This window comes from Dyadobacter sp. CY326, from assembly GCF_021390515.1.
Classification (GTDB): Bacteria; Bacteroidota; Bacteroidia; order Cytophagales; family Spirosomataceae; genus Dyadobacter.
On the sequence record NZ_JAJUXI010000005.1, the window covers coordinates 368,804 to 383,017 of the forward strand.

General features: G+C 44.8%; 13 protein-coding genes. 9 read left to right on the plus strand and 4 right to left on the minus strand.

Translation table 11 applies throughout. The annotated features are described in order from the left end of the window. Positions 1–118 precede the first annotated feature (118 nt). The 5 genes from LZG73_RS12255 to LZG73_RS12275 are packed head-to-tail and all read left to right on the plus strand — an operon-like array spanning position 119 to position 3,844. Positions 119–664 (plus strand): hypothetical protein, encoded by a 546-nt coding sequence (locus tag LZG73_RS12255; RefSeq protein WP_233849560.1) that lies wholly within the window; start codon positions 119–121, stop codon positions 662–664. Beyond that, the gene (locus LZG73_RS12260) at positions 661–1,818 is read left to right on the plus strand and encodes a SpoIIE family protein phosphatase (protein WP_233849562.1); all 1,158 of its coding nucleotides are present in this window, start codon (positions 661–663) and stop codon (positions 1,816–1,818) included. The genes LZG73_RS12255 and LZG73_RS12260 overlap by 4 nt, the downstream gene beginning before the upstream one ends. A 6-nt stretch (positions 1,819–1,824) precedes the next feature. Next, positions 1,825–2,163 (plus strand): STAS domain-containing protein, encoded by a 339-nt coding sequence (locus tag LZG73_RS12265; protein WP_233849565.1) that lies wholly within the window; start codon positions 1,825–1,827, stop codon positions 2,161–2,163. 3 nt (positions 2,164–2,166) lie between these two features. Next, positions 2,167–2,733, plus strand: a complete 567-nt coding sequence (locus LZG73_RS12270) for an ATP-binding protein (RefSeq protein ID WP_233849567.1) — start codon at positions 2,167–2,169, stop codon at positions 2,731–2,733. A gap of 1 nt (position 2,734) precedes the next feature. Further along, positions 2,735–3,844: an acyltransferase gene (locus LZG73_RS12275; protein ID WP_233849569.1), complete on the plus strand. Its 1,110-nt coding sequence runs from the start codon at positions 2,735–2,737 to the stop codon at positions 3,842–3,844. Between the two features lie 8 nt (positions 3,845–3,852). Here LZG73_RS12275 and LZG73_RS12280 read toward each other — a convergent pair whose 3' ends face one another. After that, the gene (locus LZG73_RS12280; protein ID WP_233849571.1) at positions 3,853–5,202 is read right to left on the minus strand and encodes a flippase; all 1,350 of its coding nucleotides are present in this window, start codon (positions 5,200–5,202) and stop codon (positions 3,853–3,855) included. A gap of 280 nt (positions 5,203–5,482) precedes the next feature. Here LZG73_RS12280 and LZG73_RS12285 point away from each other — a divergent pair, with 280 nt between their 5' ends. The 4 genes from LZG73_RS12285 to LZG73_RS12300 are packed head-to-tail and all read left to right on the plus strand — an operon-like array spanning position 5,483 to position 10,585. After that, positions 5,483–6,355, plus strand: a complete 873-nt coding sequence (locus LZG73_RS12285) for a glycosyltransferase family 2 protein (protein WP_233849574.1) — start codon at positions 5,483–5,485, stop codon at positions 6,353–6,355. A gap of 4 nt (positions 6,356–6,359) precedes the next feature. Further along, positions 6,360–7,133, plus strand: coding sequence for a glycosyltransferase (locus LZG73_RS12290; protein WP_233849576.1), 774 nt, complete (start codon positions 6,360–6,362; stop codon positions 7,131–7,133). Between the two features lie 23 nt (positions 7,134–7,156). Next, positions 7,157–7,924: a glycosyltransferase family 2 protein gene (locus tag LZG73_RS12295; RefSeq protein WP_233849578.1), complete on the plus strand. Its 768-nt coding sequence runs from the start codon at positions 7,157–7,159 to the stop codon at positions 7,922–7,924. A gap of 57 nt (positions 7,925–7,981) precedes the next feature. Next, positions 7,982–10,585, plus strand: coding sequence for a response regulator (locus LZG73_RS12300; RefSeq protein WP_233849580.1), 2,604 nt, complete (start codon positions 7,982–7,984; stop codon positions 10,583–10,585). Positions 10,586–10,590: 5 nt separating this feature from the next. Here LZG73_RS12300 and LZG73_RS12305 read toward each other — a convergent pair whose 3' ends face one another. The 3 genes from LZG73_RS12305 to LZG73_RS12315 are packed head-to-tail and all read right to left on the minus strand — an operon-like array spanning position 10,591 to position 14,173. Then, on the minus strand, positions 10,591–11,781 hold the full coding sequence (locus LZG73_RS12305; protein ID WP_233849583.1) for a glycosyltransferase: 1,191 nt from the start codon (positions 11,779–11,781) through the stop codon (positions 10,591–10,593). A 5-nt stretch (positions 11,782–11,786) separates the two neighbouring features. Beyond that, positions 11,787–12,638 (minus strand): beta-1,6-N-acetylglucosaminyltransferase, encoded by an 852-nt coding sequence (locus LZG73_RS12310; RefSeq protein ID WP_233849586.1) that lies wholly within the window; start codon positions 12,636–12,638, stop codon positions 11,787–11,789. An 8-nt stretch (positions 12,639–12,646) separates the two neighbouring features. Then, positions 12,647–14,173 carry an O-antigen ligase gene (locus LZG73_RS12315; RefSeq protein WP_233849588.1) on the minus strand — a complete coding sequence of 509 codons (1,527 nt, stop codon included), beginning with the start codon at positions 14,171–14,173 and terminating at the stop codon, positions 12,647–12,649. Between the last annotated feature and the right edge of the window lie 41 nt (positions 14,174–14,214).

Below are 14,214 nucleotides of genomic sequence, written 5' to 3' on the forward strand. Positions count from 1 at the left end.
CAAATTTAACAATTAAAATATAGCTTTAAACAAAATGTAAACTCTGGCCACAGAAATTGTTGGAATAGCATGATAATGTCGAAGTTTTTCCAATAAAATCTAATCTGTTCTTGACAAAGTGAAAATATCGCGTCTGCTTGACACCAAAAAAATTTCAGAAACTCCGCCAGGGCAAAATGCGGCGCAAGAAAATGTGCGGCTTGATGAAAAAATTCAAGAGCTGATTGAAGTCATTGGTCAATCTGCCATTGCGCCCGAACATTCAGCAGCATACGAAGCACAAATCGCCGAAGCATTCAAAGAGTCTGCATTTCGGGCCAAACAAGTCGCGCCATTTCAGGCGTTGGACCGAGAAAACAATCTGTCAAGAGAAGAGCTTTTGGAAGGATTGGAAAAATTGCTTGCTGAAAACCAGATCGACAGCCGGAATAGTAGCTCGCATGTAGTTAAAAATACATTTCAAAAGGCTGTAAACTTCATTATAGCGATTCTGCTGATTGTTTTTGGCTTTGCCATGATCATTATGCCGGCGCCGCCCAGCTTTGAAATGTTTACGGTTTTCTACTTCAATCCCAACGATGGCGTCACGATCATGGATTTGGTGTCGCTACTCATCATTTTTGGTGGAGTGCTTTTATTCGTGCTTAATTTCAATAAGAAATGACCTCACTCTTCGACCCGCCCACCACCGTAAAGAAAATTCTGATTGTTGAAGATAACTCGCTTTTTCGTAGAATTATTGAGGCATCGCTTACCAAAGCCGGTTATGATTGTGTCGGCTGCGAATCGGCAACGGAAGCACTTTCCATGTTGCTCGTTGAAACACCTGATCTGATCCTGTCCGATTACGACATGCCTGAAATGAATGGCTTCGATTTTCGCCAGGCAGTTTTACGCAACCCGAACATTAGCGACATTCCGTTCGTTTTCCTGACTTCCTTCACTGATAACTCGTTGGTTATGGAAGGCTTAGGCATGTACGCACTTGATTTTATCAATAAAGAGACGCCGATTCCGGTGATTATTTCGAAGCTCAGCAACATTATCAAGTCTATTCAGAATGAGCATGTAAGGTCCATTCGTGAATTGAAAATTGCTGCTGAGGCGCTCAATGTGAAATCCATTCCGATAAGAAGTCCCGAAATCTCAGGTTACCAGATCTATTTCTGGCACAAAGGTTACCGTGGTTATCCGGGCGGAGATTTCATTGATTTTGTGCAGGTTGACGATCGGTTTTGCTTTACTTTCCTTGGTGATATCATGGGTAAGAAGTGGAAAGCCTGGTTTTTCACCTTCGGTTTTTTGAGCTACATCCGTGCTGCCATTCGCTTTTGCGTGCTTGACAATGATTTTGGATTGAACACCATTGTTCAAAAAGTAAACAAACTGATTTACCTGGACGAAGGCCTCCAAAACATCCTGTCCAGCTTGTCGCTGCTCTTGCTGGACAGTCACACGGGCGAGGTTCATTACACGGGTGCGGGCGATTTGCCATTGATTAGTTATCAGTCGAAAACCAAAACAACTTCTACACTTATTTCCTCCGGATTGTTGCTCGGCTTGCTCGAAGATGGCTTTTATGATAAGCAGATAATCAAAATGGAGAAGGGCGACCAGCTTGCGATTTTTACTGACGGAATGATTGATATCCCTTCTAATGGCTCCAAAAAGAGCGATTATCCATTCTTTGTTACCAAGATCAGCCCTTACATGGGGATGGAGCACAGCTTTGAATCAATCAAATCCGATGTCCTGGAATCGATCAATGACAGCAACCAAATGGATGACGCCAGTATAATTTTCATTGAAAAAAAATAATCCCTCATGATACTAGAAGTTAACCAAATCGACGGTGTGGCCCAAGCCACGATTTTACCACAGGAAGCGAGCCTTGACAATGCAGAATTGTTCAAAGAAGAGATGATTTCGCTCGTGGCCAATGGTGCCCGGCTCATTTTGCTGAGCTTTGAGAATGTCAATTACATCGACAGTTCTTTCCTGGGAAGTCTGGTTGTGGCTTTAAAATATGCCATGCCGAGGAATGTCGATATTTATCTTGTTTCATTAAAACCAGATGTAAAAAGCCTGCTAACGCTGATCAGGATGGATAAAGTCTTCAAAATTTATACAGACTACGACCAGGCGATGCAAGCGTCAAAATAGCTTATGGACCGAGATTTGGATAGTGTGAAGGTTGTGTTTAAATGCCAGCGTGAAGAAATTCCAGGCACCGTAGGAATATGTCTAAATCAAATCAAAGAAAAAACAGAAGGCCGCTCCATTGACGAGGCCGTGTTGTCCAGGATCAAATGGGCCATTGCCGAGCTGCTTACCAATGCTGTCAAACATTCGGGTGAGCCGGAATCAGCATTAACAATTAAAATTGGTGCTGATGAGCTGGTTTTGGAAAAAGAAGATTCCGGAAAACCGCTTGTGCTCATTGCGCTGGACAAAACCCAGATTGCGTGGCCGCTGGAAAATCCGCTGTCCGTCGATTTTGCAATTTATCACAATGGAATGGACTCGCTTTACGTCAGGACACATCAATCTGGCAAGGCGATCTTTTTCGTAGAAGAGCTCCCCGAAGTGCTGATGCCCTTGCTGCTAAGCGACACAAGCGAGCATTTTGGATTGCTTATCATGACCAAAGCAGCTGATGAGTTTACTTACGAATACGATCCCTTAAAGAAGATTAACCGATTTATGTGCCTGTTTAATCTTAAAACCAATTAGCATGAAACACCGGTTTGAAGTGTTGGATATTTTTCGCGGGCTGTTCGCCTCACTGGTTTTTCTGTTCCACCTGGCGCCCTTCGCAAACACACCGATGATCAATAACCAGTTTGTCGAAAATTCGGATATGTTTGTGGATTTCTTCTTCGTGCTCAGCGGATTCGTGATCGCTTACAGTTATCAGTCTTTATCCGACGGACCGCAGCTCAAACTGTTTTTGACCAAAAGAGTTTACCGCGTTTATCCATTGCATTTCGTGATGTTAATGGCATTTCTGGTCATGGAAATTGCTAAGAATGTGCTTGCGCCATACATTAAAGTCAATAATCTGATCAATCCTGCAAATAACGTTTTCACTTTTTTCACCTCGTTGTTCCTCGTCAATTCAACGCCTGTTCCGGGTGTAAAAGACGTTAGCTGGAACATTCCAAGCTGGTCCATCAGCGCCGAAATGATCGCTTACATTGTTTTCGGCACAATCGTGGTTTTCATTCATTCATCGGGTCAGTTCAAGCGACGCAACTTATATTACGCATTGATCATTGTGATTTCCCTAACCGGTCTCTGGTTCGTTTCGCGGAGTTTTCAGATTAATTACAGCTTTAATTATGGTTTTTTAAGAGGCGTCTTGGGCTTTTTCACCGGCGTTCTGTGCTTCAACCTTTTCAGTCGCACGCATGCGGTTGTGCGGACATTGCCCGCCTGGCTATTCTCGGTTACGGAATTGATAATGCTCTCACTGATAGCGACTTGCATTTACAATGGTGAAGCAATGAAGCCTTGGGGAGCCGTTTTCGAAGTATTGTTTTTTGCCTGCATTTATACTTTTGCATTTGAAAAAGGATTGATCTCAGCTGGAATGAAGTCGGTGAAGCTGTTCCATAATTTGGGCAAATACTCGTATTCCATTTACATGACGCACGCGCTGCTGCTGAGCCTTTTCAATGTGCTTTTCATTCGCATCATCAAGTTTCAGCCCGAAGATTACGCATATCTCGTGTTCCTGAATTTCGCTTTGATCTACTTCGTTTCTGCCTGGACTTACAAACACATTGAAATGCGTTTTCAGTACAAATCGAAGAAAAAGGCTGCCACTGAAACAGTTAAGTGAGGTTTAGTTTAACCTAGCCTTCGCGCAAGCATTGGTTTCAAGTGTTTGTTCCAAAACTCCGGATAGAACTGAAACATATAAACGAAAGTGTTCAGGACATTGACGCCGATTGTTTTGCGGAGGATCGTCTGGGCAACAATGAAACCGGCAATGCTTGATATCAATGTGGCATAAGCAGCTCCCATAACGCCAATGGAACGGATCAGAAAATAATTAAGACAAAGGTTCAATGTCGCCGAGCCGATCACCACAAGGAATGTAATCCGTGTTTTCCCGATGGAGTCGAGAATGTTGCCAAAAAGCCTTCCAAAAGGCCCTAGCAGGCAATAAAGCAACGTGATTTGCAACAACGGAATGGAGTCGTTATACTTTTCTCCGGCAATGAGGTGAATAACCGTTCCCGAAAAAAGATAAAGAAAGATTACCACCGGGAAAACAAGCGCCAAAGTCGTTCCCACTGATTTCTCATATAAATATTTGATCGCGGACGCTCCCTCCGACTCCATTCGTTTGGCACTTTGCGGAAAGACAATTGTAGCCACCGCATTGCCCGGAATGTCGATTAAATTCGTAACCCGCACCGCAATATTGAATGCACCTGAGGCCGCCGGGGAAAGCAATGCACCCAGCATCATTTGGTCAATGGTGCCCGACAGCAGCGAACTGATCAATGTTCCAAATGCATATTTTCCGTAACCGAAAAGTTTGTTGACCCACATTTTGCTCACATTGCGTGATAGAACCAGGTTGCCTTTTGCAAAATTGTAAGCAACCAGCATGCCCAGTAACGCACTGAGAATCTGCACCCAAACCAGGTAAATGAGCTCAACTTTGATAGCAAACAGAAAACAACCGAGCACATAGGCAAAGAAAACGCCCTGGCGGATGATGGTGGTGATAAAAATGCCGTTGAACCGTAAATTAGCCTGCTCCACGCCGTTGAACTGCGCTTGCATGCCTGAGAAAAGATAAATAGCAATGTAAAAATAGAGCAGCGAAACCAGCTGAGGCGAATCCCAGATCCTGCTCAAATAAGGCGCAATGACCAGTATTGTCGTAATACAAACCACCGAAACCATGCCGCTGATAGCAAAGGAAGCCGTGATAATTTCGGGATGTTCTTTTTTGTCTGTCGACGAAATGTATTTGACCAATGCATTTTGCAAAAGCCCGCTTCGAATGGCTTCTAGAATGGTGGTTGTGCTGATAAAGAGCGTCCAGACCCCGAAATCGTGCTTGGTAAGCAGCCTGACCAACACGTAAAAGCCTGCAAAGCCGAAAAATACGCCTGAAAAATTTTGGATTATGTTGATAAACCCGGACTTAATCCAATACTGATCTTTGGGTTTACTCTCCATTATGCTTTCATAAAATTAGCTGCAATAAACTGTCCGCCGTTAGCCTGCGCATCGTGGTAAAAATATCTCATCTTTAAGGGGAGTTTGACGTAGTCAATTGAATGAATTATACATGCAATTATTCAATAAGCTGTGTATTTAATCTGACTGCGATAATAGAACTAATTTTACTATTTTTTTGCGCAAACCCGGATTAAAGTTTTAACTTTCATCCGAAACAGCATATTCACATCAGCACAGCAATATTTAAAGCGTATCGAATCCACTTTACTATCAGGACATGAGTTTATTTGGTTTGCCGCAATGGATTTTACCGCACCTTTTCACCAACAAGCGGTTTCAAGATCTTACAGGCGAAGAAATTGATCGTCTCAGAACGAACATTAGCCGTTTCCAAGAAGAAAGTCCAGACGTGTCCGTCGTAATCCCCGCCTGGAACGAAGAAAACAACATTTACCGAACACTTTCCTCATTAGCTGCCAGCAAAAGCAAGCACAAGGTTGAAATTATTGTCATTAACAATAATTCGACCGACGGCACGCAGCAAGCTTTGGAGACATTAGGCGTGCGGACTTATCTGCAAACCATTCAGGGCACGCCATTCGCGCGGCAGATGGGCCTCGATCATGCACGCGGCAAATATCACCTTTGTGCCGATTCCGACACATTCTATCCGCCCGACTGGATCGATTTGATGGTTGCGCCCATGATCAAAGATCCCGGAATCACGGGTGTTTACGGCAATTACGCATTCATTCCGCCGCCAAATCAGGGCAGGTTCGGGCTTTGGATCTATGAAAAGTTCGCCGGGATCATGATCCGGATCCGCAAAAAAAACCGCGAATATCTGAATGTTTATGGCTTCAATATGGGCTTTGTAACCGAGATCGGACGTTCCACAGGCGGTTTCAAAGTGAGTGGTTCACGCGTTTATGCCAACATTGTAGGAAGTGATTTCCAGAACGAGGCCGAAGATGGCCGCATGGCATTAAACCTCAAAAAAGCGGGCAATCTTAAAATGGTAACCGACTCACGCGCAAAAGTTTTCACGTCTCCGCGAAGGTTGCTGGATGACGGAAGCATTGCCAATGCTTTTTTGAACCGTGCCAAAAGACAAATGCAAGGAATGCGCGATTATCTCTCCATTTTCTGATCTTATGCATATTTTCCCCGATACAACATTACTGATAACGCATTACAACAGAAGCGAATCGCTGGAAAGGTTGCTGAGCAGTTTTGAAGCACTCAATTGCCTTTTTGGCGACATTGTTGTGTCAGACGATGGAAGCCGGCCCGAGCATCTGGAAAAAATCACCAGCCTGAAAGACCGCTTCAAATTCAACCTGGTGACGACGCCGAAAAACCGGGGACTTGGAAATAACATTAACAAGGGGCAGGATGCGGTGCAAACGGCTTACACTTTGTATGTGCAGGAAGATTTTCAGCCCGCTGACATTTTCCCGGCCCACTTTACCGACGCCATCGGTTTTATGCGGAGTGATCCGAAATGGGACATTGTACGCTTTTACGCCTATTTCGCCTACCCTACTTTGAAACCATTTCAAAAAGGATTTTCGGAAATGGTCTATTCATTTTGGGATATGAACCACTTGAAATTCTATTATTACAGCGATCACCCGCATTTGAGACGCAGCAATTTTCTGGAAAAATTTGGCCGCTATCCGGAAGGCATTAAAGGTGATCTGACCGAGTACACGATGGCTGTTCATTTCCTGCAAAAGAAGGGCAAGGGGCTGTTTTTCAATGATTTTACAAAATTATTTTACCAAAAAAACTCTTCCGACGAACCCAGCACGATGGAACGGGCCGACTGGAAATTAAGTGAAAACCCAATGATCAAACTTGCCCGACTGGGTTATCTCCGTTATCGCTGGTTAAAAAATACACTCGACCTTGTGTTGATGAAATGACCGGACCGGAACCGCTTAACATTATGGAAAAAGAATACGATTTTAAAGGTGTGTCGCTGCTCGTAACACATTATAACAGAAGCCGGTCGCTGGAACAGCTGCTCAGGTCGTTTGCCGAGCTCAATTGCCGGTTTGAAGACATTGTGGTTTCTGACGACGGCAGCAAGCCTGAGCACATTGACTATTTGCACGCATTGCAATCGCAGTTCAGTTTCCGGCTGATTACTACGCCAAAAAATAAGGGACTCGGCAACAACATTAACAAAGGCCAGGATGCTGTGCAAACGCCGCTGACACTGTATGTGCAGGAGGATTTCACGCCGGCAGCGATTTTCCCGGAAAGTTTTACGCATGCACTGCGCCTGATGAACACGCGCCCGGAACTGGATATGGTGCGGTTTTACGCCTATTTTGAATATCCTTATTTGAAGAATCCGGACAACGGATTTTATGACATGGGCTTCAAAGTGTGGAAACCAGGTTACCGCAAGTTTTACATGTACAGCGATCACCCGCACTTGAGGCGGACCAGTTTTTTCCAAAAGTTTGGCCGTTACATTGAAGGCCAGAAAGGCGATTTTACAGAATACAGCATGATGATGTCTTTTTTGAAAAATAAAGGGCAGGCTGTTTTTTATAAAGATTTTAAAAACCTGTTTACACAGAAAAATTCAGAAGTTGAACCCAGCACGATGAAGCGGGAAGAATGGAGGCAGAGTGATAACTTTTTTCTTTCGCAGGTAAGACATCTTTACAGGCATTTAAAGTTTAACTTTGATTATCTCACCTGAGTCCGCACGCTCCCGCCCAGTTCCATATCATTTCAGTAAGCCGACCAATCCAGTTTCATGCCAACCAGTTTGACAAAAGACGCTTCGAAATGGTATTATGCAATCATATACCTGGGCCTCGCATTGATTTTCGGTTCCCAATATTTCACCTACAAAAATGTTCGTGACCTGTCGCTCAACAACAAGCGCCTGAACAGGACGATCGGGGTTTTGAACCAGACAGCCAAGTTTGGACTCGTTACCAAGGATTTTCAGTCCAATATGCGCGGTTATCTGATCACACAGGATAAAAACCTGCTGGCAAATAATTACGACAAGAAAATTGAACTGCTCAGCATAACGGATACATTGTTTCATTTGGTGCAAAACGATGAAATCCAACGTAAAAGGATTCGTGAACTGCTTTCTATATCCAGTAACATTGTTGCCTATTCACAGGGAGTGATTACGCTTTACAGAACCGCCGGGCGTGACAGCGCATTCGCCAGGATCCGGCAAGGCGAGGGAATTTTGCTCAATAATGCATTGACCAAAAAGATCAATGAAATTGAATATGCTGAAAACAAGAATCTCAACGAACGCAGAATGCTGGTGGCCAAAACGCAGGGTAATTCTGTGCTGTTCATCATTGTCACAGGCGTCGCGGGACTATTTTTAACCATCCTTTCCATCATTTTCCTCGATCTCGACAAACGAAAACAGGATCTTTTACGCAAAGAAATCAACGAAAAAGAAAGGCTTGTAAGCCAATATCTTGAAGCTATTCCCGACGGCGTGATGGTGATTAATCAGAAAAGCGAGATCGTTTTTCTGAATCAATCGGGCCGTGATATTTTGGGCTTGACAACGGCTAATCTTGTGACTTTGGAACAGCAGGTGGCGCAGTTAACATTGCTTGACCCGACGCGTTATCATGTGCGGTTTACGCCAGAGACTTTGCCGATTGCAAGAGGCTTACTGGGTGAAAAATTGGCGGGAAATAAAATTGATCTGATCAAAAACAACAAATTTTACCATCTCGAATCGAATGTGCAGCCTGTTATGGGCATTGAGGGGGAAGTTACCAATGCCATCACCGTTTTCCGGGACATTACTGAAAGAGCGAATTACGAAGCAACTTTGGAAAAAGCCAGAGTGCTGGCCGAAAAATCGGTTCGGGTAAAAGACATTTTCCTTTCAAATGTCAGTCACGAGATCCGGACGCCGCTTAATGCGATCATCGGCTTTACTAACTTGCTGATAGGCCAGTTAACGGACCAAAAAAGCATTGAATATGTCGGTTACATTCAATATGCAGGAAAAAATCTGCTCGAACTGATTAATGATCTCCTTGATTTTTCCAAGATCGAGGCAGGGCAAATTCACCTGGAAAAAACGTCCATTTCGTTAAGAGAGGTCGTCGAATCGGTTTCGGTAATTGTGAAGCAGAAGGCGGTTGAGAAAGGCATAACTTACCAATCCGTGCTCGCACCGAATCTGCCAAAATTCGTTGAAGCAGACAAGCTAAGGCTTACCCAGATCCTGATCAATGTGTGTGGCAATGCAGTGAAGTTTACCGATAAGGGAACTGTCACATTGAAGGTTACGCCGGTGAGTGAGGTGGTAAACAACGTGCAAACAATTCGCATTGAGGTCATTGATACGGGAGTGGGAATCGCGAAAGACAAGCTCGATGTTGTTTTCAACCGTTTTGTACAGGCGACGGAAAGCACGACGCGCGTTTTTGGTGGCACAGGGCTCGGGCTCAGCATTGTCAAATCCCTCGTTCAACTTTTTGAAGGCACGCTGAAACTGGAAAGTGAAGTGGGCAAAGGAAGTATCTTTACCATGGATTTTCCTTTGAAAGTCATGGAGCAGCCAGCACTCCACAGCGACATTGAAATGGATCATGAAGGCAAGTCCATCACTTCGCTCCGCGTGCTTGCAGCAGAGGATAATACATTGAATCAAAAGCTTTTACGGGCTATTTTTGAAAGGCTGACAATTCCTTTGACCATTGTCAATAACGGACAGGAAGCCATTGATAAATTAAAAGAAGCAGAATATGATATAATTTTGATGGATATCCAGATGCCCGTAATGGATGGTTACACCGCAATAAAGGAGATCCGAAGGACTATTTCGAAAACAATTCCGATTATTACCATGACGGCGCACGCAATGGTGGGTGAAAAAGAAGAATGTTTAAGCATTGGTGCCAATAGTTACATCTCTAAGCCGTTTAAGGAAAGCGAATTAATCAGTACAATTGCATATTTAGGAAGTAAAGACAACTCGGCAGGATTACCCGTTTCAGCGATCACTCCTCAATTAACCAACAGCATGCCAGAAAGCATAATAAACCATGATTACCTTACAGAGATCACCGGAGGCGACAACGAACTTCGCGACGAACTGATCCAGATGTTTGAAAACGACAGCCAAACACAGTTACAATCGATTCAGGATGCGTCGGCAGTCAGGGATTTGGAGAAGCTGCGCCAGTCTATTCACAAGTTTCGCTCATCATTGTTCTCGGTGGGCTTGCTGTCAACAGCCAACCAATACAAAGACCTTGAAGCGCTTTTGAAACAAGGTCAGTGGAGCCAGGACATGAACCAAAAACTGGTGGCACTTAAAGCGGAATCCGAAACAGGATTGTCAGAGTTGAAACTGCTTTAATTACATTATTTAGCATAAGAACCGACTTGCTCCATGGCCGCGTAAATCTCGGCCACACTGTTTTCCCACGTGTGCGAGCTTGCAAATGTGCGTCGCGCCTCGGTTCGCGCGGCTGAGTTTTCCCGCAATGCCTGATCGATCAATGCAATGTAGTCGTCGTGCGTTTTACCCAAATAAACGTGTTCCGAGAAAACGCTCATGGCGTCTGTTTTGGTTGCAACAACAGGCTTTCCGACCGCCAGATATTCGTCGATTTTTCGGGGATAATTGCCGATCGTCACCTCATTCAGGAGCTGCGGATTGAGGCACACGTCGAATGAATTAATGTATGCAGGCAAGTCGCTGATGTCGCGGGAGCCGGTGAACTTCACATTCGGCAATTGGTGTAACGTGCTGGCGGCAAACTCATTGTCTTCCGGACCCACCAGAACAATTGTCAATTCAGGTCGCGCCTTGGCAATGTGCTGCAATAGCTCCATATCGAGTCTAATGCTCTGCAAAGCGCCCACATATCCAATGCGCGGATGTGGCATTACGCGCATATCCACCGGTTCTGCGGCCTTACCAGCATCCATAAAAATATCCAGGTCACAACCCTGGCCTACATAAAATGAATTGGGATTAAATTTTCTGCAATAATCAGCCAGGTAAGTCGAGTTCGCCACGCAGAGGTCGCTTTTGGCGATCAGTTCCGGTTCGAGCGTATCTCCATGCTTTTTCCAATAATCCACTGCGCGCATGTAATCTCTGGAATAATAGATTGATAAGGCAGGTTCCAGCATGTCTTTCAGGTGAAAGCTGCGGAACATATCGTTGTCATTGAAATGAATGACATTGCCGAACCCCAGTTTTGCCGTCGCGCGCAGGATGCAATTGGCAAAAATCTGATTATTCCTTTTGTTAAGAAACCTGAAAATTTTGTCCGACGAAATCCAGTTAATCGACTCAATGAGCTCTTCCGGATACAAAACCCAAAGGTTTTCTTGAATTTGCTCCAATCCGCTCTGTTTTTTCTTGATAACTGCGCGGCGCTTTGACACCTTCGGATCATTGCTGTTTTTATACCAACTGGCGCGGTCGAGCGCGGAATTTACATACAAGACGCGGTGCTGCTTGCTAAATTCGAGCGCTATATTCTTGCAATTGCTCCCAATCTCCACGTCCCACGCCTGCTGTCCGGTAATAACAATGTCCATGATAATTATGTAAAGCTTAAAATTTTCTTATCCAACAGATCCAGGATCTCGGGGTTTGTGTGCATGTCGAACTTCCGTGCAAAAAGTGCTTTTGTGCCCAGTAAGCGCTCCAAATCCTGCTCCTTCAAAGTTTCGGGACTTGCTTTTCCTTCCTGCCATTGAATGTATCGCAGGTTATTATTCACCATTTTATCCCTGAAATGCGAGTTGTAAAGAATGGTTTGGAAAATGATCTCGTCCGGAGCCCAAGTGTGCTTGAAGTAAAAGGCGACGTTTGGATGCGCATGCAAATAATTTAAAATGTGCTTGGCAGCATTCATCGTAAGGCTCATCCATTGCGACCTTCCTACTGCAACCAGGTTATCAGGCAATTGCCTCGCGGGCAGCAATTTATTCATCCACTTTTGCACAAAATATTTGCCGGGAAATGAATAATTGGTCAGATGATATTCCGTCAGGCGCGAAATTGCCTCAGTCCATTCCGTCGAAACCAACTGAAATTCCATGAAACTTTTGCCTTGCTGGCTTTCAAAAAACGCGTGGATTTCATCTGCCCTTTTGAGCGGATAATCCGAGCCGCTCAAAAGATTAATGTAATCAATGTGCAAGCCGGATGACGCAATGGCGTCCAGACCGTTAAGCGTTGCCTGAACAATGCTGTAAGCGCCCCACGCGACTTTTTCGCGCTTTTCAATGAAATATACATGCTCTTTTGGCAACACATTTTCAAAATCTGAAAGCTGCGATTTCTGGTCAATGTGTATGAAAAAATAAGCTTGCTCATGTGCCAAGGCCTTTATCAACCGTCCGAGTTGCGCGGGTTGAGCATGTGCCAGAATGAGATGCGCGATTTTCAATGTGTGCTTTATTTTTGAATCCCCTGTGCTTCCAGCTTGGCCAGGCGTTTTTGCTCCTTATCATCAATGATTTTGGTAATGTTAAGGATCGCCACGACCAGATAGAAATAGATATTGGACGGAAACTGCACCAGCGCTTCTTGCGGGTAATTCCCAATGTTATAGGCAAATACAATGAGCAGCATGGCCATGCAATATGTTTTCAGCTCGTGATTCCGGATCGTGTAATAATTGTTAATGCCCTCTCTGAGAATGAAAAACATCAGAAAACAGAACAAACCCAATCCTATCCAACCCAGCTCGACGGCTATCCGTACGTAACCGCTGTCGGGCGGGAAACTGGCCAGATACGATTGCGGTGCAAAACGCTGCCCCCACGCGCCCGTCGCTCCCAGCCCGCCGCCCATGGGATGCGTCAGAATGTAAGGTTGAATCCGCTTCTGGTTGTTTTTTCTCGCCTGAAACGAAATGTCCTCATTAGGCTGAAAAGCCGTTTGAAAGCGCACAATGTTGGAGTTCGATGTGGGTACGAGGATCAGAAACAATATGCCGACTCCTGCAATGGCCGTTCCGATAACCACGCTTCTGCTTAGCCGGAGAATAACAAAAAGCACCATTGCAGCCGGAAGAAGCACATAAGCGCCCCGCGTTCCCGAAAAAAGCATCGCAGTGAAAAGCATGATGGTTATCGCGATAAGCGCCACTTTTTTCCACATTTTTTTCACGTAAGTAAGCATGGCAATGCAAAGAATGCTGCTCACGACCATGTTATACGAAAAGGCAACCGGGTCAGAAAATATGGAAAACTTGCGCCAGTGGCCCGAGATAAAAAGCAATTCTTTAATGTTTGGATCAGAGTAAAGCCAGGCTTCTTCGGCGGCAGAAAATCCGATAAACTCCTGTTTGAATGCATATAAAGCAGCAAATGTTGCCAGCCCAATCCACATTTTTATAAAAAACCGAATCTGTTCGATCGTCCTGATTTGATACATAAACACGAAGTAAGTAAGCATCACAGTCGCCACCGCTCTGATCGTGTACACCCACGCAAGCCGCGATTCAGCCGCAGGATTGGCCACTTCCATAAAGTTGTATGCGATCCAGATCAGGATCATTGTCCCGATGGGGCCTTTGAACATCGTCCAGTTCGGATCGCGCTTTTGACGGATGAAAAACCCGAGGATCAGCAGCCCCTGGATGCCGTCCATGACCGTGCCCAACGGGAAATCAATGCCAAGCCTGCCCACAAAAAACAGCAGATATGCCAGCATTAGCAGCACCGTTATTCCAAAATGCGGAAAAACAACAATGCAATAGACAACTGCCGGCCCGAACATCAGCACCAGGATCATGGCTCCTGCAAGAATCCCGTAATACGCAATGAGCGCACCGATTCCGGCGGACAGCAAAAGCAAAATAATCAGCCCGGTGATATTGCTGAGCTTATTTATCAAGAACAATTTTCTAAGCTTACCCTTGAAGGTCTGCTCAGCGGCATTACTGTTGGAAACAAAAAGTTGTAATTCCTTTTCCATTAAAAGAACAGAATCTTAAAGAAAAAAATGAATGCACTGAC